Source organism: Streptomyces sp. CNS606 (assembly GCF_000426325.1).
This window is the reverse complement of record NZ_AUFD01000015.1, coordinates 59,106-79,293: the sequence shown is the minus strand read 5'-3', so window position 1 is coordinate 79,293 and position 20,188 is coordinate 59,106. Positions and strand designations below refer to the sequence as shown.

The window sequence follows — 20,188 nt, the reverse complement described above, 5'->3', positions numbered from 1 at the left end:
TCCCGGCTACAGCGAGGCGATGACGCGGTCGGCGAGCAGGTAGATCCGGTCGTCGCCGATCTCGAACGTCAGCGAGTACGCGCCGGAGACGCTGGAGCCGCCCAGCAGCAGCGGGGTGAGACCCGCGTCCAGCGCGTCGGCGAGCTGCTCGGCCGTCTCCCGGTGCCCGGGGGACATGCAGACGGTGGTGCCGTCCTCGAACGCGTAGATGTCCAGGGTGCCGAGCGGGCCGGGCCGGACGTCCAGCAGCGGCGTACGGGCGTCGGCGAGCTCGGTCAGGCGGCGCACGGTCCGCTCGTGCTCGGCGAGCGTCGGCGTGCCGGCGGCGGGGACCGGGGAGGGGCCGACGGGCTCGCCGGAGAGGGTGAAGTCCGGGTGCGAGGGGTGGCGGCGGCGGGCGGCCGCCAGTTCGGCGGCGTCGGCGCCCGCGTCGTCGGTGTCCGCGGCGAACGGGTACGGGTCGTCGTACGCGCCGAGGTCGGTGAGGCCCGGGTAGTCGTCCAGGGCACCGGCGAGAGTGGCGTCGAAGGGGCCCCCTCGGTCGTCGGTCCGGTCGTCGGTGAGGCCGTCGCCCGGGTCGGCCTGGCGGGGCACGAACAGGTCACCGTCGCGGTCCGTGAGGCCCTCGGAGCCGTCGAGGCGCCCGTCGAGCAGGGCCTCCAGGAGGGCGCGGTCCGCCTCCGGGGAGACCTCGTACTCGGTGCCGTGCCCGGCGAGGAGCGACGCCTCGCCGTCCCGGGTCTCCTGCGCGGCCCAGAAGGCGCGCGCCTCGGCCAGCTCCCGCTCCCGCTCCTCGGCGAGCGCCTGGGCCACCGCGGTGCGGATCTCGTCGGCCGGCGCGGGGCGGGCCGCCGGCACCGACATGGCAGACACGGCCGCCGTGGCGGTGTCCGCGGTGGCGCGGGCCGCGACCGCCGCGTCCAGGCGGCCGCCCAGGTCGGCGAGTTCGCGGTGCAGGCCGCGCAGCAGGAGGAGGGCGGCGCCGCCCAGCGCGATGGCCAGGCCCGCGGCCGCCAGCAGGATGAGGGATATGGCGCTCACTGAGGTACTCCCGGTTCCGTTTCGGTCTCCCGAATTCCTACCGCAGTTTCTCGGTAAGACTTGCACGACCGTAGTGCAAAGCGCCATCAATGGGACAGATGGAAATGCACGACGGTCCGGGATCTACGTTCGTGACCAGGAAGAACGCAGCGCCCCCAGGGGATATATCACATCCTGAGGGCGCTTCGAACTCGTCCGGACGGAGAAAGTGAGACGGGCAACAATTCCGATCTGTTCGATTGCATTTCCCTGCCGAAAGTGACCGGCAGGTGACGCTCGGCTCAAATTCTCGCTCGTTCGGCCGGTGTGATCGGGAAAGCGCTCAGCTGAGCCGTTCCAGCACCATCGCCATGCCCTGACCGCCGCCGACGCACATGGTCTCCAGGCCGAACTGCTTGTCGTGCCACTGGAGGGAGTTGAGGAGCGTGCCGGTGATGCGGGCGCCCGTCATGCCGAACGGGTGGCCGACGGCGATGGCGCCGCCGTTGACGTTCAGCCGGTCCAGGTCGATGCCGAGGTCCTGGTAGGACGGGATGACCTGCGCGGCGAACGCCTCGTTGATCTCGACCAGGTCGATGTCGCCGATCGTCATCCCGGCCCGCGCGAGGGCCTGCTTCGACGCCTCCACGGGGCCGAGGCCCATGATCTCCGGCGACAGCCCGGACACGCCCGTCGACACCACGCGGGCAAGCGGCGTGACGCCCAGCTCCCGGGCCTTGGTGTCCGACATGATCACCAGTGCGGCGGCGCCGTCGTTGAGGGCGCAGCAGTTTCCGGCGGTGACCCGTCCGTCGGGGCGGAACACCGGCTTCAGTCCTTGCACGCCCTCCAGTGTCACGCCCGCGCGCGGACCGTCGTCCTTCGCCACGACGGTGCCGTCCGGCAGCGTGACGGGAGTGATCTCGCGCTCCCAGAAGCCGTCGGCGAGGGCCTTCTCCGCGAGGTTCTGCGACCGCACGCCGAACTCGTCCATCTCGCGCCGCGAGATGCCCTTGTGCCGGGCGAGGTTCTCGGCGGTCTGGCCCATCGCGACGTAGATGTCGGGGACCTTCCCGTCCTGGCGCGGGTCGGTCCACGCGTCGGCGCCGTTCTCCGCCCGGTCCGCCGTACGGGCCTCCGCGTCAGCGAACAGCGGGTTGTGGGTGCCGGGCATGCCGTCCGACGAACCGTTCGCGAACCGCGACACGGTCTCGACGCCGGCCGACACGAACACGTCGCCCTCGCCGGCCTTGATGGCGTGCATCGCCATCCGGGTCGTCTGCAGCGAGGACGAGCAGTAGCGGGTGACGGTGCAGCCCGGAAGGTGGTCCATGCCGAGCTGCACGGCCACCACGCGGCCCAGGTTGTGGCCCTGCTCGCCGCCGGGGAGACCGCAGCCGAGCATCAGGTCGTCGATCTGCGTCGGGTCCAGCTGTGGAACCTTCGCCAGGGCGGCCTTGACGATGTCCGCGGTCAGGTCGTCCGGGCGCACGTCCTTCAGCGAGCCCTTGACGGCACGGCCGATCGGTGAACGGGCGGCGGAGACGATCACGGCTTCGGGCATCACGGGCTCCCTCGGGGCGGCGCGGACGGGCGGGTCTGTCACGTGAAGCTACCCGCACGTAGGGAGCGGGTCACGGCTCCCGCGGTGTGACGCGGACCTCTTTCCTAAGCGTACGCTTTCCCCTCCGGGTGCCTGCCGAGGTCTCCCGTCCGCGGGTGCGGTGGGAGCCGCCCCCGCCCGGTCCTGTCCGCCCCCGGGGGCCGGCCGGGCTCGGGGAGGCGCCGCCGCGTGGGCCGGACGCGTGCGTCAGCGCGCGTCGGCGTCGGCGGGGCGGGCCGGTTCGCGGTCCTCCGCGGGAGGCAGGCGCCGCCGGCGGCGGTGCTTGAGGAGGGCCCACGGTCCGCGCACGGAGGCGACCTCCGTGCCGCCCTCGGCCGCGGCCTCCGCGGCCGCGCGGGCCACCGGCAGGATGCCCTCGCGGCGGCGCGCGTCGGGCCGTTCCTCCTCCGTCGGCCACAGGCCCAGCGTCGCGCACACCGTCGGCAGTATCGCCATCGCGGCGGTCGCGTACCCCTCCGCCGAGGGGTGGTAGTTGTCGGGGCTGAACAGCTCCCGGGGGTTGGCCTGGAACTCCGGCCCCAGCAGCTCGCCCAGGGAGACCGTGCGGCCGCCCTCCTCCACCACCGCGATGGTCTGCGCGGCGGCGAGCTGACGACTCAGCCGCCGTGCGATCCAGCGCAGCGGCTGAGCGACGGGCTCGATCGTGCCGAGGTCGGGGCAGGTGCCCACGACGACCTCGCAGCCCGCGGTGCGCAGCCGGGCGACCGCGTCGGAGAGCAGGCGCACGGACCGTGCGGGCGGCATCCGGTGCGTGACGTCGTTGGCGCCGATCATCACCACGCACACGTCGGGTGCCCCGTCGCGTTGGCCGAGCAGCATGGTGACCTGGCGTTCCAGGTCGTCGGACTGTGCGCCGGGCAGCGCGACGTTCCGGAACTCGACCGGCCGTTCGGCGACGGCCGCCAGTGCGGAGGCCAGGAGCGCGCCGGGTGTCTGCCGGGGGCGGTGCACGCCCTGGCCGGCGGCCGTGGAGTCGCCGAGCATGGCCAGCCGGAGCGGACGGACGTACGGGTCGTCGAGTGCCGCGAGACCGCCGAGCCCGCGGGTCCGGTGCCGGGCGGCGTACGCTCCTCCGTAGAGGCCGTCCGCCACGGGTGGCGAGTCGTCGGAGCCGCCCACCCGGCGTTTGGCGATCTGGGCCTCGGTGAACAGCAGACCTACGGCCGCGCCCCCGATCAGCCCGAGGCCCCCGCTGCCGTACGCGGCAGCGGTTGCGATCCGGCGCGCCACTCTGGCGGTCGCCGCCTTCGACATCGGCATGGTGGTGGTCCGCCTCCCAGTGTTTCGATACGTGACGAGCGGGCGGTGCGTTCAGTTCCGCCGAGCTTCCTTCCTCAACACTGTGTTGCCCCGCGTAGCCCTCCGTGATACGCGCCCCGGGCGTGCGCGTGGTGCGCAATAGGGTGTCGACACGGGTAGAGAGGTGGCGGCAACCGCTGGATTCACCTGGGGGCGAACCCCCCGAAAACCTGACAAGGGTCAACCCCCGAGAGGCGTGGAGAACAGGTGCAGTATCACGAGTCGATGATCGATCTTGTCGGCAACACCCCGCTGCTCAAGCTGAACAGCGTCACGAAGGGCCTGCGGGCGACCGTGCTGGCGAAGGTCGAGTACTTCAACCCCGGCGGCTCGGTGAAGGACCGCATCGCCGTGCGCATGATCGAGGCGGCGGAGCGCAGCGGCGCCCTGCAGCCCGGCGGGGTGATCGTCGAGCCCACCTCGGGCAACACCGGCGTGGGCCTGGCGATCGTGGCCCAGCAGAAGGGCTACCGCTGCATCTTCGTCTGCCCGGACAAGGTGTCGCTGGACAAGATCAACGTGTTGCGCGCGTACGGCGCCGAGGTGGTCGTGTGCCCGACGGCGGTGGACCCCGAGCACCCCGACTCGTACTACAACGTGTCCGACCGGCTGGTGCGCGAGACGCCCGGCGCCTGGAAGCCGGACCAGTACAGCAACACGGACAACCCGCGGTCGCACTACGAGACCACCGGCCCGGAGCTGTGGAAGCAGACCGACGGGCGGATCACGCACTTCGTGACCGGTATCGGCACGGGCGGCACGATCTCGGGCACCGGGCGCTACCTCAAGGACGCCAGCGAGGGGAAGATCCGCGTCGTCGGCGCCGACCCGGAGGGGTCGGTCTACAGCGGCGGTTCCGGGCGCCCCTACCTGGTGGAGGGCGTCGGCGAGGACTTCTGGCCGGACGCCTACGACCGTGAGGTCGCGGACGAGATCGTCGCCGTCTCCGACAAGGACTCCTTCCAGATGACGCGCCGCCTCGCCCGCGAGGAGGGCCTGCTGGTCGGCGGCTCGTGCGGCATGGCCGTCGTGGCCGCGCTGCGGGTCGCCGAACGGCTCGGGGAGGACGACGTCGTGGTGGTGCTGCTGCCGGACGGCGGCCGCGGCTACCTCAGCAAGATCTTCAACGACGAGTGGATGAACGACTACGGCTTCCTGGAGGAGGGCGAGTCCGCCGCGGGGCGCGTCGGCGACGTGCTGCGCTTCAAGGAGGGGCCCATCCCGTCACTCGTCCACATGCACCCGGAGGAGACCGTCGGTGAGGCGATCGAGGTGCTGCGCGAGTACGGCGTCTCGCAGATGCCGGTGGTCAAGCCGGGCGCCGGCCACCCGGACGTGATGGCCGCCGAGGTCGTCGGCTCGGTCGTGGAGCGGGAACTGCTGGACGCGCTGTTCGCACAGCGGGCGTCGCTGGGCGAACCGCTGGAGAAGCACATGAGCCCGCCGCTGCCCCAGGTGGGCTCCGGGGAGAGCGTCGGGGACCTGATGGCGGTGCTGGAGGGCGCGGACGCGTCGCTCGTCCTGGCGGACGGGAAGCCGACGGGCGTCCTGAGCCGGCAGGACCTGCTGGCGTTCCTGGCGCGCGACAAGTAGCACTGCGGGCCGCCCCCGCAGCCGGGGGCGGCCCTCGAACTCCGCGGGCCGTGCACCGGCCCGCGCGGGCCGGTGCCGAGCGCGGTCCGTCAGCCCCAGTCGTCGGCGTCCGCGTCGCGGGAGCCGCGGCGGCCGAAGACGTCGCGCGCCGCCTGGACGGCGTTGACCGCGACGACGCCGGTCCAGCACACGAGGAGTCCGGCCAGGCCGGCGTTGACGACGGCGATGGCCGAGAGGGGGACCGCCAGCACCAGGGAGGTGACGGCGAGCCACAGCCGTGGACCCAGACCGTCGGGGTAGGCGGGGGACGCCGAGGACAGCGCCCCGCCGCGCACCCCCGCTCCGTGGCCGCGGGCGATCTCCATCTGCCGTTCCGCGAGCTGGCGCCGCACGCGGCGTTCCACCGCGCCGTCCAGCTTCTCCAGGAAGCTCTCCACGAGCTCGTCCTCGTATTCGGGACCCAGTTCCTTGCGTGTCTGCAAGGTCGCGTCGAGGTCCTTCCGCAGCTCACCGCCGCTGCCGCCCATGCTCTCCATGGCGTTCACGGTACGGAGCGCGCGGGCGCCGCACAGTGGGGCCAGCCCCCCATTCGGGCGGGGGACGCGCCCCCGCTTGCCCGGTCTGCATAGAGTCATGCAGAGTCGTCAGGTGATGAATGGTGACCAGGGGGCTGCGGGGAACGGCGTCCCGGCGGGCGGGCGGCTGCAGCAGCTCTTCGAGGGGCGGCGGCTCACTCCGACGCAGCGCCGGATCGCGCACTGCATGGTGCGGCGCGCGGCCGACGCGCCGTTCCTGTCCAGCGTGGAGCTGGCCGAGCTGGCGGGCGTCAGCCAGCCGTCGGTGACCCGGTTCGCGGTGGCTCTCGGCTTCGACGGCTACCCCGCCCTGCGCCGCCACCTGCGGGAGGTGCCGGCCACCGCGCCGTCCCCCGGGGAGGGCGAGTCCGCGCCGCCGAACGCGTACCAGCAGGCCGTGCGGGCGGAGATCGACAACCTCCGGCACCTCGCCGAACTGCTGGCCGATCCGGAGCCGGTCGAGCGGGCGGGACGGCTGCTCGCCGCCTCGCCCACGCTGCCGGTCCTCGGGCTGCGCGCCGCCTCCGCGCAGGCGCGCGGCTTCGCGTACTTCGCCGCCAAGGTCCATCCGGACGTGCGGTTGCTGGACGAGAGCGGCTCGATGCTGTCCGACCGGTTGGAGGCGGCGGCACGCGCCGGGGCGAACGTGCTGCTGTGCTTCGCCCTGCCGCGCCACCCGCGGGAACTGGCGGACGCGCTGGAGCAGGCGCGGGGCGCCGGGTTGCGCGTCGTCACCGTCGCGGACAGTGCGTTCGCCCCCGTCGCCGGCCCGGACGACCTGCTGCTGCCCGCCGCCGTCGGCACCGGGCTGGCCTTCGACACCGCCTGCGCGCCGATGCTGCTGGGCCGGGTGCTGCTGGAGGCGATGTGCGACGGCCTGCCCGACGCGCAGGCGCGCCTGGAGGAGTTCGACGCCCGCGCGGCGGCGCGCGGGCTCTTCCTCGACTGAGCCCGCCGCCGCCCCGCGCCCCCTGGGGCGGCCGCCCCGCGAGGTCAGTGCGGATCGCGCCCCAGGAACGCCACCAGCCGGTCGCCCGGGTCCGCCCGCGCCGGAACCGCCACCGGCAGGGCGAACAGCGGGTACCGTTCGGCCGGTTCCGGGACCAGCCCGCGGGCCGCGCGCAGCAGCGCGGCCGCCAGGGCGGGCGGTATCGGGCGCGGCAGTCCGGTCGCACGGCCGATGTCCCAGCCGTGCACGGCGACCTCCAGCGCGCCCGCCGCCGCGAGGGCGGTGCTCTCCAGCGGCCACCCGTCCACCGTGACCACCGCCTGCCCGCGCCGCCCCCGCGCCGGCGCGCGCGCCGCGCAGGCGCTCAGCAGCCGGGAGGCGTGCAGACGGAACGCCGCCACCGGGTCGCCGCACGCCTCGGCGGCCGGCAGCAGACCCACGCGTCCCGCAGCGGTGCCCTCGTGCAGCGCGGCCAGCGAGTCGTTCGCGTGGCGCAGCAGCGCGGCCAGGTCCCAGCCGCGGCAGGGCGTCGGCCGGGACAGCAGCGCCGGGGTCACCTGGCGCACGCTGCACAGCGCGTACCCGACGGCCCGCTCCAGCAGTTCCGCGCTCTCCGTCTCCTCTCCCCGCCCGGCCATGACCGGCCGTCAGCGTCCTTCGCCGGGCACCTGGATGAACTGGAGGAAGTTGCCGTCCGGGTCGGTGACGGTGGAGAAGTACACCCCGTCGCCGACGTCCTCCACGGGCCGGACCCAGGTCACGCCGAGGGTGTTCAGGTGCGCCTCGGCGGCGCGGATGTCGGTGACGGTGATGTTGACCATGTGCCGGCCGGGCTCGGCCGGCTTGCCCTCGATGTCGTCCCGTCCGTCGAAACCGAGGTACATGCCGCCCGCCACGAGCAGCATGTGCTCCTGCCACACCGCGCCGAGCGGCTCCAGCGCCGCCCTGTACCACGCCACGAGCCGGTCCGGGTCGGTGCTGGCGATCAGCACGCCGCTGGTGCCGAGGACGTCCTTCGTCGCTGCCATGGTGGGGCTCCCTCCGGGGTCGGTACGGTCCGCGCTCGCGCACCGTGCTCATCCGTACCGACCCCCGGGGGGCCCGGAAATCATCGGCCGGGGCCGGCTCCGTCGCTCTTCGCCCCGGGGCCGGCTCCGTCGCTCTTCGCCCCGTCGCCGGCTCCGTCGTCGGACCTCCCCTCGGAGGCGGAGGCGGAGTCGGAGGCGCGCAGCACCAGCTTGTTCACGACCCACAGCGCGATGCCGACGGCCACCAGCACGCCCGCCCGGACGTAGACACCGGTGTCGCGGTCGGCCAGCGGGCTGGCCAGCACCAGCGCGGTGACCGCGCCGACGACCGGCAGCACGGTCGGGGTGCGGAAGTGGTGGTGCTCGACGCGGTCCTTGCGCAGCACCAGCACCGCCACGTTCACCACGAAGAACACGCACAGCAGCAGGAACGAGGTGGTGTCGCCGAGGCCGCCGATCTCGCCCGTCGACACCAGGCCGACGGCGATCAGGGACACGAAGACGATGCCCACCACGGGCGTGCGGCGGGAGGGCAGCACGCGGCCCATGCCGCGCGGGATGACGCGCTCGTTGGCCATGCCGTACACGAGGCGGGACGCCATCATGATGTTGATCAGGGCGGAGTTGGTCACCGCGAAGAGCGCGATCAGCGCGAACAGCTTGGGCGGGAAGTCCAGTCCGCCGGCCTCGACCACCTCCAGCAGCGGCCCGGACGACGACTCCAGCCTCTGTGGTGTCACCAGCAGCGAGGAGACCAGCGCGACCAGGATGTAGATCGTGCCGGTGAGGGCCACGCCGATGAACAGCGCCTTCGGGAACGTACGGGACGGCCTGCGGGTCTCCTCGGCCATGTTCACCGAGTCCTCGAAGCCGACGAAGGCGAAGAACGCCAGCGCCGTCGCGCCCAGCACGCCGCTCACCACGGCCTGGCCCGTGCCCGTGTCGATCTCGGTCAGCCGCGAGGGCTCGCCGTCGCCCGACAGCACCGCCCACACGCCGATCGCGAGGATGACCGCCAGGCCCGTCAGCTCGACCACGGTCAGCACCACGTTGGTCTTCACCGACTCCGACACGCCGCGCAGCGTCAGCGCCGCGAGCGCGAGCACGAACAGGATCGCGATGAGCGTCGGCGGGATGTCCACGAACGCCTGGAGGTAGTCGCCGCTGAACGCGCGCGCCGCCGCACTCGCCGAGGACAGACCCGACGACATCACCATGAACGCCACGATGAACGTCAGGAACGGCACCCGGAACGCCTTCTGCGTGTACAGCGCCGCGCCCGCCGCCCGCGGGTACTTGCCGACCAGTTCCGCGTACGAGGCGGCGGTCAGCAGCGCCACCACGAAGCTGATCGCGTACGGCAGCCACAGCGCGCCGCCGACGCGTCCGGCGATCTCGCCGGTCGTCGCGTAGATGCCGGTGCCCAGGATGTCGCCGACGACGAACAGGACGAGCAGCTTCGGTCCGATCGCACGCTTCAGCGGCGTACGGCCCTCGTCCTCTGCGCCGCCGACGGCACCCGGCCCGTCTGCATGAGGTTGATGCGCCATGGCCGGAAGGGTTCCCCGGCGCTCGCAGAGAATGCTCCCTCCGCGGCGCCCTGCGGTGGCGGGGGCCCGTCGGGCGGGCCCTGCGCTCCGGGCGGTGCGGAGGCCGACGTTCAGAGCAGGGCGTCGCGGTGGTGGCCGCCGGACTCGGCGACGAGGTCGTCGAGGGACTGCGGCGCGCGGACGGTGCGGAAGCGCACCGCTTCGCCCTCGGCGACGAAGCCGTGGACTCCGGGCCGGGGGAGCGAGTTGTAGCCGAACGGGTTGGAGAAGTAGTACGCCCCGGTGTCCAGCAGGGCCGCGTGGTCCCCGGCGGCCAGCAGCGGCAGGTCGCGGCCCTTGGCGACCAGGTCTCCCGCGAAACAGCAGGGACCGGCGACGTCCTGGGTGACCTCCGGGCCCTCCTTGGGCAGCCCCTTGGCGTCGTAGGCCGCCACCCGGATCGGCCAGGCGTCGGGCGCGAACACCGTGCGCACGGCGACCTGCGCGCCCGCGTGCGTCACGGCGATGGGGCGCCCGCCCGCGGACTTGGCGTACTCGACCCGCGCCACGATCACGCCCGCCTTGGCGAGCAGCGACCGCCCGAATTCGGTGACCAGCCCGTAGCGGCCGTCGAAGAGACCGGGGACCTGAGCGGCCAGCAGCCGCGCGTAGTCCGCGTAGCCGGGCGTGACTTCGTCCGTGGCGAAATTGACGGGCAGGCCGCCGCCGATGTCCAGCACCGTGATCTGCTGCCGTCCGACGGCCGCGTTGATCTCCTCCGCCAGCTCGTACGTCGCCCGGACCCCGGCCGCCATGTCGGCCAGGGGCATGCCCTGCGAGCCGACGTGGCAGTGCAGCCGGGTCAGCCAGGGGCGGGCCCGGTACGCCTCGACGACCCAGGCCCGCGCCCCCTCGTCGCGCAGCGCGATGCCGAACTTCGAGGTGGCGGTCGCGGTGCTCATGGCGTCGATGGCGCCGCCGCCGATCTGCGGGTTGATGCGCACACCGATCGCCTGCTCGCCGGCCGCGCGTGCCCCGCGCGGGCCGCCGGAGAGGAGGTCGTCGAGGCGGGCCAGCTCCTCGGGGTTGTCGGCGTTCAGGGCGATGCCCAGGTCCAGGGCCTCGCGCAGTTCGGCGGTGGTCTTGGCCGGGCTGTCCAGCACCGTGCGGCAGGCCGGCACCCCGGCCGCGCGGGCGAGGGCCAGCTCGCCGGGGCTGGCCACCTCGGCGCCGATGCCGCAGTCGTCGAGCAGCCGCAGTACCGGCACCAGCGAGCCCGCCTTCACGGCGAAGGTGTGCAGCACGCGCTGGCCCTCGGCGGCCACCTCGGCGAAGGCCGCGTGCAGGGCCGCGGCGGTCTCCCGGATCGTCGTGAGGTCGAGCAGTGCGGCGACCGGCAGCCGGTCGCCGTCGATCAGGCCGTCCGCCACGGCGGCGCGTACGGCCAGGTCACGGCGGTGGGCGAGGGCCCGGGACGGAGCGGGTGCGGGAGGGCCTGCGGGTTCCATGACTCCCAGCCTGTCATCCCCGCCGGGGGAATCCGACGGTGGTTGTTGACTGAAAATATTCACTCCGTAGGGTGTATGAATAGATGGATGCTCCGCGGCGGACACCCGGGGACACCCGGGCCGGCCGGAGCGGGCCGACACCGACCCACCCACACCGACCGACCACCGACCAGGGAGGCAGCTTCATGGCAGGACCCCGACCCGTACGGGCGCCGCGCGGCACCGAGCTGACCACACGGGGCTGGCAGCAGGAGGCCGCCCTGCGGATGCTCCAGAACAACCTCGACCCCGAGGTCGCCGAGCACCCCGACAAACTGGTCGTCTACGGCGGTACGGGCAAGGCCGCCCGCGACTGGCGGTCCTTCGACGCGATGGTCCGCACGCTGCAGACCCTCAAGGACGACGAGACGATGCTCGTCCAGTCCGGCCGCCCGGTCGGCGTCATGCAGACCCACGAGTGGGCGCCGCGCGTGCTGCTCGCCAACTCCAACCTGGTCGGCGACTGGGCGAACTGGGAGGAGTTCCGGCGCCTGGAACAGCTCGGCCTGACCATGTACGGCCAGATGACCGCCGGTTCCTGGATCTACATCGGCACCCAGGGCATCCTCCAGGGCACCTACGAGACCTTCTCCGCCGTCGCCGCCAAGAAGTTCGGCGGCACGCTCGCCGGCACCCTCACCCTCACCGCGGGCCTCGGCGGCATGGGCGGCGCCCAGCCGCTCGCCGTGACGATGAACGACGGCGTGGTCATCTGCGTCGAGTGCGACCCCTCGCGGATCGAGCGGCGTATCGAGCACGGCTACCTGGACGTGCGCGCCGACTCGCTCGAACACGCCCTCCAGCTCGCCACCGAGGCGCGGGACGCCCGCCGCCCGCTGTCCGTCGGCCTGCTCGGCAACGCCGCCGAGATCCTGCCCCGGATGCTGGAAATGGACGCCCCCATCGACATCGTCACCGACCAGACCTCCGCCCACGACCCGCTCGCCTACCTGCCCGTCGGCGTCGACTTCGCCGACATGGCCGACTACGCGGCGGAGAAGCCCGCCGAGTTCACGCAGCGTGCGCAGGACTCGATGGCCCGGCACGTCGAGGCGATGGTCGGTTTCATGGACGCCGGCGCGGAGGTCTTCGACTACGGCAACTCGATCCGCGGCGAGGCCCGGACGGCGGGCTGCACGCGCGCCTTCGACTTCCCCGGCTTCGTCCCCGCCTACATCCGGCCGCTGTTCTGCGAGGGCAAGGGCCCCTTCCGCTGGGCCGCGCTCTCCGGCGACCCCAAGGACATCGCCGCCACCGACAAGGCGCTCCTCGACCTCTTCCCCGAGAACGAGTCGCTCGCCCGCTGGATCCGGATGGCCGGTGAACGCGTCCGCTTCCAGGGCCTGCCCGCCCGCATCTGCTGGCTCGGCTACGGCGAACGCGACCGCGCCGGCGAACGCTTCAACGACATGGTGGCGAGCGGCGAGCTCTCCGCACCGCTGGCGCTCGGCCGCGACCACCTCGACTGCGGCTCGGTGGCCTCCCCGTACCGCGAGACGGAGTCCATGCTCGACGGGTCCGACGCCATCGCCGACTGGCCGCTGCTCAACGCCATGGTCAACGTGTCCTCCGGTGCGTCCTGGGTGTCGCTCCACCACGGCGGCGGCGTCGGCATGGGCCGGTCGATCCACGCCGGGCAGGTGACCGTCGCCGACGGCACCGCACTGGCCGGCGAGAAGCTGCGCCGCGTCCTGACGAACGACCCCGGGATGGGCGTCATCCGCCACGTCGACGCGGGCTACGACCGCGCCGACGCCGTCGCGGCGGAGCGCGGCGTCCGCGTCCCCATGCGCGAGGGTGACGACGCGTGACCGTCCACGACCCGGCGGGACCGCCGTCCTTCCAGGAGATGTGGCGGGACCTCGCACCCGTCGGCCGGGACACCTCGACGCGCGGCTACCGGCGCTACGCCTGGACGGGCGCCGACGCCGACTGCCGTGCCTGGTTCCGCGAGCAGGCCGAGTCCCGCGGGCTGACCTACGAGCTGGACCGCAACGGCAACCAGTGGGCCTGGCTCGGCGACCCCACGGCCGGCGACGCCGTCGTCACCGGCTCGCATCTGGACTCCGTGCCGGACGGCGGCGCCTTCGACGGCCCGCTGGGCGTCGTGTCGTCCTTCGCCGCGCTCGACGAGCTGCGCGCCCGCGGCGCGCGGCCGAGCAGGCCGCTCGCCGTCACCAACTTCGGCGACGAGGAGGGCGCCCGCTTCGGCCTGGCCTGCGTCGGCTCCCGCCTCGCCGCCGGGCAGCTCACCGTCGAGAAGGCGCACGCGCTGCGCGACGCCGACGGAGTGACGCTGCCGCAGGCGATGGAGCGCGCCGGACACGACCCGGACGCCCTCGGCCCCGACCCCGAACGCCTCGCCCGCATCGGCGCGTTCGTCGAGCTGCACGTCGAGCAGGGCCGCGCCCTGGCCGACACGCCGCACCCGGTGGGCGTCGCGTCCGCGATCTGGCCGCACGGCCGCTGGCGTTTCGACTTCCACGGCGAGGCCAACCACGCGGGCACGACTCGCCTGGACGACCGCCGGGACCCGATGCTCACGTACGCCAACACCGTCCTCGCCGCCCGCAAGAAGGCGCGGCTCGCCGGTGCTCTGGCCACCTTCGGCAAGGTCGCCGTCGAGCCGAACGGCGTCAACGCCATCCCCTCGCTGGTGCGCGGCTGGCTGGACTCCCGCGCCGCCGACGAGGACACCCTCGCCGCCGTCGTCGCCCAGATCGAGCAGGCCGCGACCGAGCGCGGCGGCCGCGACGGCGTGCGGGTGAGCGTCACCCGGGAGTCGTTCACCCCGGTCGTGGAGTTCGCGCACGCCCTGCGCGACCGGCTTGGGGCACGCCTCGGCGGGGTACCGGTGCTCCCCACGGGCGCCGGACACGACGCGGGAATCCTCTCCGCCGCCGTGCCGACCGCCATGCTGTACGTACGGAACCCGACCGGCGTCTCGCACTCGCCGGCCGAGTTCGCGGAGGAGGACGACTGCGTGGCCGGAGTGACCGCACTCGCCGACGTACTGGAGGATCTCGCGTGCCAGCCGACAACCAGCCGGTGACGACGACGTACTGGGCCGAGTACGCCTGGCTCGACGGCACCGTCGAGCCGGGCGTCGCCCTCGACGTGAGCGCCGACGGCCGCATCCTGGCCGTCGGCACCGGCGTCACCGCGCCGCCGCCCGGCGCCGAGCCGCTGCGCGGCCTCACGATCCCCGGCCTCGCCAACGCCCACAGCCACGCCTTCCACCGCGCGCTGCGCGGCACCGTCCAGGTCGGGTCCGGCACCTTCTGGACCTGGCGGGAGACCATGTACCAGGTCGCCTCGCGGCTCACCCCCGAGTCGTACTTCGCGCTGGCCCGCGCGGTGTACGCGGAGATGGCGCTGGCCGGCATCACCTGCGTCGGCGAGTTCCACTACCTGCACCACGACCGCGACGGCCGGCCCTACGGCGACCCGAACGCGATGGGCGGGGCGCTGATCGCGGCGGCGGCGGAGGCCGGCATCCGGCTGACCCTGCTGGACACCTGCTACCTCTCCTCCGGCTTCGGCCGGGAACCGGAGCGACACCAGCTCCGCTTCTCCGACGGCACCGCCGAGGCGTGGGCGGAACGGGCGGGACGGCTGCGCGCCGACGAGGACGGCACCGTGCGCCTCGGGGCCGCCGTGCACTCCGTGCGCGCCGTTCCCGCGCGGGAGCTGGGCACCGTCGCGCAGTGGGCGGAGGAGCGGCAGGCGCCGCTGCACGTCCACCTCTCCGAACAGCCCGCCGAGAACGAGGCGTGCCGTGAGGCGCACGGCTGCACCCCCACCCAACTGCTCGCCGAGCACGGCGTCACCGGCCCGCGCACCACGGCCGTGCACGCCACGCACCTCACCGACGGCGACATCGCGCTGCTCGGCGGCTCGTCGACCGGCGTGTGCATGTGCCCCACGACGGAGCGGGACCTCGCCGACGGCATCGGCCCGGCGGCGGCCGTGCGGCGCGCCGGCAGCCCCCTCTCGCTGGGCAGCGACAGCCACGCCGTCATCGACCTGCTGGAGGAGGCCCGCGCGATGGAGCTGGACGAGCGGCTCCGCACGCGCAGCCGCGGCCACTGGACGGCGGCGCAGCTGCTGCGGGCGGCGACCGAGGACGGTCACCGGGCGCTGGGCTGGCCGCAGACGGGCAGGCTGGAGGCCGGGATGCTCGCGGACTTCACCACCGTGGCCCTGGACTCCGTGCGGACGGCCGGGCCCGCGGCCCGGATGGCGACCGAGGCGGTGGTCTTCGCGGCGACGGCGGCCGACGTGCGGCACACGGTCGTCAACGGCACGCACGTCGTCCGGGAGGGCGTCCACACGACGGTCCCGGACGTCCCCGGAGCGCTGGCCGACGCCATCGCGGCGGTCCACATGTGACCGAGGGGCCACCGCACGCCACTCCCACCCCGCGACCCGCGACCCCGCCCACCCCGCCCACCCCGCCCACCCCGCCACGCCGCAGAAGCCCAGGAAGCCCCATGACCAAGAGCACCCTCATCCGCAACATCGGCACCCTCGTCACCAACGACCCCACCCTCGGGGAGGGCCCCCTCGGCGTGATCGAGGGGGCGGCCCTCGCCCTCGACGGGGACCGCGTCGCCTGGGCGGGCCCCGGTGCCGACGCCCCCGCGACCGACGAGGCCCACGACGCCGAGGGGCGCGCCGTCCTCCCCGGCTTCGTCGACTCCCACTCGCACCTGGTCTTCGCCGGCGACCGCACCCGCGAGTTCGCCGCGCGCATGTCGGGCCGCCCCTACACCGCCGGCGGCATCCGCAGCACGGTCGCCGCGACCCGTGCCGCCTCCGACGCCGAGCTGGGCGCCAACCTGGCCCGCTACCTGCGCGAGGCGCTGCGCCAGGGCACCACCACGCAGGAGACCAAGTCCGGCTACGGCCTCACCCCCGAGCAGGAGGCCCGCGCGCTGCGCATCGCGGGGGAGCACACCGACGAGGTGACCTACCTCGGCGCGCACATCGTCGCGCCGGAGTTCGCCGACGACCCGGCCGGATACGTCGCGCAGGTCACCGGCCCGATGCTGGACGCCTGCGCCCCGCACGCCCGCTGGGTGGACGTGTTCTGCGAGCAGGGCGCGTTCGACGGCGACCAGGCCCGCGCCATCCTCACCGCCGGCCGGGCGAAGGGCCTCACCCCGCGCATCCACGCCAACCAGCTCTCGTACGGTCCGGGGGTGCAGCTCGGCGTCGAGCTGGGCGCGGCCTCCGCCGACCACTGCACGCACCTCACCGACGCCGACGTGGACGCCCTGGCCCAGGGGGACACCGTCGCCACGCTGCTGCCGGGCTGCGAGTTCTCCACCCGCGCCGTCTACCCCGACGCCCGGCGGCTGCTCGACGCGGGCGCGACCGTAGCGCTGTCCACGGACTGCAACCCGGGGTCGTCGTTCACCTCGTCCATGCCGTTCTGCATCGCGGTCGCGGTGCGGGAGATGGGCATGACGCCGGACGAGGCCGTGTGGGGTGCCACCGCGGGAGGAGCCCGCGCCCTGCGCCGCGAGGACGTGGGCCGGCTGTCGCCGGGCGCGTACGCCGACCTGCTCCTGCTCGACGCCCCCTCCCACGTCCACCTGGCGTACCGTCCGGGCGTTCCCCTCACCGCCGCCGTGTGGCGCCGCGGCGTCCGCGAAGTCTGACCGTCCGGCCGCCCGCCCCGCCGAGCGGCTCGTCACCTCGTGATCAGGAAGGTGCCCGTGTTCGCACTGCCGCTCGGCGACGACGCTCAGCTCCGCCCCCTGGAGCCCTCGCACGCCGAAGAGTTCCTCGCCCACATCGACAGAGCCCGCCCGCACGTCGACCCGTGGATACCCTGGGCGACGTTCAGCACCGACCTGGCCTCCGCCACGGCCGTCCTCCAGCGCTACGCCGACCGCCAGGCCCAGGACGCGGCCCGGATCTACGGGGTGTGGCTGGACGGCACGCTGGTCGGCGGCGTCATGTTCACGAAGTTCGACGCCGCCGAGGGGGTGTGCGAGGTCGGCTGCTGGCTGGAGGCGGACGGGGCCGGCCGGGGGCTGGTGACCCGGGCGTGCCGGGCCCTGATCGACTGGGCGTTCACGGAGCGCGGCATGAGCCGGGTCGAATGGTGGGTCGCGACGGGCAACGACCGCAGCATCGACGTCGCCCGCCGGCTCGGCATGACCCGCGACGGCGTGCTGCGGGGGCGTTCCGCGTACCGGGGCGTGCGGCGCGACACCGAGATCTGGTCGGTGCTCCGCGAGGAGTGGGAACGCCCGGCCTCTTCGGACAAGGCGGAGATCGACGCCCTGACCCGGCTGTTCCTCGGCGCGTTCACCAACACCGGCGGCAGCCGGCCGGACGTCGACGCCATCCGCGAGGTGTTCATCCCGCAGGGGCGGATCATCAGCAACGTCGGGGGCGCCCTCGTGACGTACGACCTCGACGCCTTCATCGAGCCCCGGCGGGAGATGCTCACCGACGGGAGGCTGACGGAGTTCTCCGAATGGGAGGTCTCCGAGCGGACCGAGATCTTCGGCTCGATCGCGCACCGCTTCAGCGCGTACCGCAAGTCCGGATACCTCGCCGGCGAGTGGTTCGAGGGCTCCGGCGCCAAGACCACCCAGTTCGTGCGGACGCCGGCCGGCTGGCGGATGAGCTCGCTGCTCTGGGACGACGCCGCGTAGCGTCCGGGCCGCCCGCGCACGTGAGGGAGCCCCCGCCTCGGCGGGGGCTCCCTCACGTCACGGCTGTGCGGCCGGAAGGCTCACTCCTCGATCATCAGGCCCTTGCGGAGCCTGCCCAGGGTGCGGGCGAGCAGACGGGAGACGTGCATCTGCGAGATGCCCAGCTCCTCGCCGATCTCCGACTGCGTCATGTTCGCCACGAAGCGCAGCGACAGGATCGTGCGGTCGCGCGGCGCGAGGTCGGCGATCAGCGGCTTCAGGGACTCGACGTACTCGATGCCCTCCAGGCCGTTGTCCTCGTAGCCGATGCGGTCGGCGAGGGCGCCTTCGGAGTCGTCCTCCTCCGGCTGCGCGTCCAGCGAGCTCGCGGTGTAGGCGTTGGAGGCGGCCATGCCCTCGACCACCTCGTCGCGGCCGAGACCGAGCCGTTCGGCCAGCTCGTCCACGGTGGGGGCGCGGTCCAGGCGCTGGGCGAGCTCGTCGCCGGCCTTGGCCAGGTCGAGGCGGAGCTCCTGCAGCCGGCGCGGGACGCGCACGGACCACGAGGTGTCGCGGAAGAAGCGCTTGATCTCGCCGACGATGGTCGGCATCGCGAAGGTGGGGAACTCCACGCCGCGGTCGGTCTCGAAGCGGTCGATCGCCTTGATCAGGCCGATCGTGCCCACCTGGACGATGTCCTCCATCGGCTCGCTGCGGGAGCGGAAGCGGGAGGCCGCGAACTTCACCAGCGCGAGGTTGAGCTCGACCAGCGTGTTGCGGACGTAGGAGTACTCGTGCGTGCCTTCCTCGAGGCTCTCGAGGCGCTCGAAGAGGGTCTTGGACAGGGCTCGCGCGTCGACCGGTCCGACGTCCTCGAAGGAGGGCAGCTCCGGCAGGTGGAGCTGTTCGAGGATGTCGCCGACGACCCCCTCGGGGGCGTGGACCGCGGACGCCTCGACGGCGTGAGCGAGGGTGTCCGGGCTCGCGTCCGGGCTCGTGTCCAGGGACTCCAGGGACAGAGCGTCCGTAACGGCCGGGTCGGTGGTCTCCGATATCCCGTGATCGAGCCGGGGTGACATGGTGTCCTCCATGATTCTCGGCATATGGCTGCCGGAGCCGTGACGTGCACTGCGGAGTGCGGCGCCTCCAAGCCGACGTGGTTTCGAATGTCTCTATAGGTCCTACCGGCAGATGCACGTGCATGGCAAGTCTGCGATGGCCGCTTTGTCCGGGTGCGCGGGCACTCGGCTACCGCATGCGACGGTGAGGGCGTAGGGTTCGGAAGGTCTGCCCGTGGGCAGCAGAGGGGGCTCATGTCGTGCGATCGGAAGGGCTTTTCATGGACCGCGGGGTACCCGGGGGAGCGAGCCGAGGTCGGCTGACGGTCGACGTCCGGCACCGGGGCGCCAGCGCCGTACTGACGCCCGCGGGTGAGCTTGATCACCACACGGCCGAGCTGTTCAGCGAGCCGCTGGAGCGCTGCGTCGAGGAGGGGTACAGCCGCCTCGTCGTCGACTGCTCGCGGCTGGAGTTCTGCGACTCGACGGGCCTCAACGTGCTGCTCGGCGCCCGCCTCCGGGCGGAGGCCGCCGGGGGTGCCGTCCACCTGGCCGGGATGCGTCCGGCCGTCGCCCGGGTGTTCGAGATCACCGGGGCGGACGCCGTGTTCACCGTGCATCCGGACCTCGACAGCGCGCTGTCGAGCGCTGCCGGCGCGTAGTCCCTTCGGCTGTCCGTGATCCGCGCGTTATGCGCATCACACCATCCCGTCCGAATCCGTGGGTGTTCTCATCGTCCGGCAGGGCAGGAGACCTTTCGAATCTTCAAGGTACCCGGTGAGGTGAACCACTGATGAGCACCACCCGGCCGTTCCCGGCGGACCGCGGCCAGGAGCCCGACGGCGCCGCGCCGTTCGCTGCGGTGCCGGAGGCCGAGCGGGAGCGGCCGCTGAGCCAGGTGCGCAGACTGCGCCTCGTCGGTGCCGGCGGCACCGTCTCACGAGCACGTGACTTCACCCGCAAAGCGCTCCAGGACTGGGGCTGGCTGCCCGCCGTGAACGCGGACCAGCGCGCCGCGGCCGAGGACGTGCTGCTCGTCGTCTCCGAGCTGGTCACCAACGCCTGCCTGCACGCCGGCGGTCCCGAGGAGCTGCGCATCGGCAGCGGCCCGAAGCTGCTGCGGCTGGAGGTCGTGGACGCCGGCACGGGCGCCCCCTCCACCCGCACCCCGCACCGGCCCGGCCGCCCCGGCGGGCACGGCATGTTCATCGTTCAGCGGCTCTGCATGGACTGGGGCGTCGTCCGCAACGCCGACGGCGTCGGCAAGACGGTCTGGGCCGAACTGGCCGCCCCCGCCTGATCCCACCGGAGCC

At 73.4% G+C, this 20,188-nt stretch carries 18 protein-coding genes; 9 read left to right on the top strand and 9 right to left on the bottom strand.

Going from position 1 to position 20,188, the window contains the following annotated elements:
* Positions 1 to 6: 6 nt before the first annotated feature.
* The 3 genes from K304_RS0112430 to K304_RS0112420 form a co-directional block, all read right to left on the bottom strand.
* On the bottom strand, positions 7 to 1,041 hold the full coding sequence (locus tag K304_RS0112430) for a hypothetical protein (protein ID WP_027764023.1): 1,035 nt from the start codon (positions 1,039 to 1,041) through the stop codon (positions 7 to 9).
* Positions 1,042 to 1,363: 322 nt separating this feature from the next.
* The gene (locus K304_RS0112425) at positions 1,364 to 2,584 is read right to left on the bottom strand and encodes an acetyl-CoA C-acetyltransferase (protein ID WP_027764022.1); all 1,221 of its coding nucleotides are present in this window, start codon (positions 2,582 to 2,584) and stop codon (positions 1,364 to 1,366) included.
* A gap of 246 nt (positions 2,585 to 2,830) precedes the next feature.
* Positions 2,831 to 3,904 carry an SGNH/GDSL hydrolase family protein gene (locus tag K304_RS0112420; protein WP_027764021.1) on the bottom strand — a complete coding sequence of 358 codons (1,074 nt, stop codon included), beginning with the start codon at positions 3,902 to 3,904 and terminating at the stop codon, positions 2,831 to 2,833.
* A gap of 246 nt (positions 3,905 to 4,150) precedes the next feature.
* Between K304_RS0112420 and K304_RS0112415 the strand changes: the two genes are divergently transcribed.
* Positions 4,151 to 5,536 carry a cystathionine beta-synthase gene (locus tag K304_RS0112415; RefSeq protein WP_027764020.1) on the top strand — a complete coding sequence of 462 codons (1,386 nt, stop codon included), beginning with the start codon at positions 4,151 to 4,153 and terminating at the stop codon, positions 5,534 to 5,536.
* Positions 5,537 to 5,625: 89 nt separating this feature from the next.
* Here the strand turns inward: K304_RS0112415 and K304_RS0112410 are convergent, their stop codons facing one another.
* The gene (locus tag K304_RS0112410) at positions 5,626 to 6,063 is read right to left on the bottom strand and encodes a hypothetical protein (protein WP_027764019.1); all 438 of its coding nucleotides are present in this window, start codon (positions 6,061 to 6,063) and stop codon (positions 5,626 to 5,628) included.
* A 124-nt stretch (positions 6,064 to 6,187) separates the two neighbouring features.
* On the opposite strand from K304_RS0112410, the gene K304_RS0112405 reads away from it, so the two are divergent.
* Complete coding sequence (locus K304_RS0112405) at positions 6,188 to 7,060, top strand: MurR/RpiR family transcriptional regulator (protein ID WP_051308379.1); 873 nt, start codon at positions 6,188 to 6,190, stop codon at positions 7,058 to 7,060.
* Between the two features lie 44 nt (positions 7,061 to 7,104).
* Here K304_RS0112405 and K304_RS0112400 read toward each other — a convergent pair whose 3' ends face one another.
* The 4 genes from K304_RS0112400 to K304_RS0112385 all read right to left on the bottom strand — a co-directional run bounded on the left by K304_RS0112400 (position 7,105) and on the right by K304_RS0112385 (position 11,125).
* A complete protein-coding gene (locus tag K304_RS0112400) occupies positions 7,105 to 7,698 on the bottom strand; it encodes a TIGR03086 family metal-binding protein (protein WP_027764017.1) in 594 nt (197 codons plus the stop codon).
* Between the two features lie 9 nt (positions 7,699 to 7,707).
* Complete coding sequence (locus tag K304_RS0112395) at positions 7,708 to 8,088, bottom strand: VOC family protein (protein WP_027764016.1); 381 nt, start codon at positions 8,086 to 8,088, stop codon at positions 7,708 to 7,710.
* 80 nt (positions 8,089 to 8,168) lie between these two features.
* The gene (locus K304_RS28670; RefSeq protein WP_078528988.1) at positions 8,169 to 9,638 is read right to left on the bottom strand and encodes an APC family permease; all 1,470 of its coding nucleotides are present in this window, start codon (positions 9,636 to 9,638) and stop codon (positions 8,169 to 8,171) included.
* 110 nt (positions 9,639 to 9,748) lie between these two features.
* Positions 9,749 to 11,125 carry a hypothetical protein gene (locus tag K304_RS0112385; RefSeq protein WP_051308377.1) on the bottom strand — a complete coding sequence of 459 codons (1,377 nt, stop codon included), beginning with the start codon at positions 11,123 to 11,125 and terminating at the stop codon, positions 9,749 to 9,751.
* 185 nt (positions 11,126 to 11,310) lie between these two features.
* Between K304_RS0112385 and hutU the strand changes: the two genes are divergently transcribed.
* From hutU to K304_RS0112360, 5 genes are all read left to right on the top strand, one after another.
* Positions 11,311 to 12,975, top strand: coding sequence for a urocanate hydratase (gene hutU, locus K304_RS0112380; RefSeq protein WP_027764014.1), 1,665 nt, complete (start codon positions 11,311 to 11,313; stop codon positions 12,973 to 12,975).
* A 38-nt stretch (positions 12,976 to 13,013) separates the two neighbouring features.
* Positions 13,014 to 14,216 (top strand): allantoate amidohydrolase, encoded by a 1,203-nt coding sequence (locus K304_RS0112375; protein ID WP_027764013.1) that lies wholly within the window; start codon positions 13,014 to 13,016, stop codon positions 14,214 to 14,216.
* Positions 14,192 to 15,556, top strand: a complete 1,365-nt coding sequence (locus K304_RS0112370; protein WP_037790158.1) for a formimidoylglutamate deiminase — start codon at positions 14,192 to 14,194, stop codon at positions 15,554 to 15,556. Before K304_RS0112375 ends, K304_RS0112370 begins: the two co-directional genes overlap by 25 nt.
* A gap of 101 nt (positions 15,557 to 15,657) precedes the next feature.
* Positions 15,658 to 16,830, top strand: coding sequence for an imidazolonepropionase (gene hutI / locus K304_RS0112365; RefSeq protein ID WP_027764011.1), 1,173 nt, complete (start codon positions 15,658 to 15,660; stop codon positions 16,828 to 16,830).
* Between the two features lie 57 nt (positions 16,831 to 16,887).
* Positions 16,888 to 17,838 (top strand): GNAT family N-acetyltransferase, encoded by a 951-nt coding sequence (locus tag K304_RS0112360; RefSeq protein WP_027764010.1) that lies wholly within the window; start codon positions 16,888 to 16,890, stop codon positions 17,836 to 17,838.
* Positions 17,839 to 17,918: 80 nt separating this feature from the next.
* Here K304_RS0112360 and K304_RS0112355 read toward each other — a convergent pair whose 3' ends face one another.
* The gene (locus K304_RS0112355; RefSeq protein WP_027764009.1) at positions 17,919 to 18,908 is read right to left on the bottom strand and encodes an RNA polymerase sigma factor SigF; all 990 of its coding nucleotides are present in this window, start codon (positions 18,906 to 18,908) and stop codon (positions 17,919 to 17,921) included.
* A 248-nt stretch (positions 18,909 to 19,156) separates the two neighbouring features.
* Between K304_RS0112355 and K304_RS0112350 the strand changes: the two genes are divergently transcribed.
* Both K304_RS0112350 and K304_RS0112345 read left to right on the top strand, forming a co-directional pair.
* Positions 19,157 to 19,537 carry an STAS domain-containing protein gene (locus K304_RS0112350; protein ID WP_027764008.1) on the top strand — a complete coding sequence of 127 codons (381 nt, stop codon included), beginning with the start codon at positions 19,157 to 19,159 and terminating at the stop codon, positions 19,535 to 19,537.
* Positions 19,538 to 19,668: 131 nt separating this feature from the next.
* Positions 19,669 to 20,175, top strand: a complete 507-nt coding sequence (locus K304_RS0112345; protein WP_027764007.1) for an ATP-binding protein — start codon at positions 19,669 to 19,671, stop codon at positions 20,173 to 20,175.
* Positions 20,176 to 20,188 lie beyond the last annotated feature (13 nt).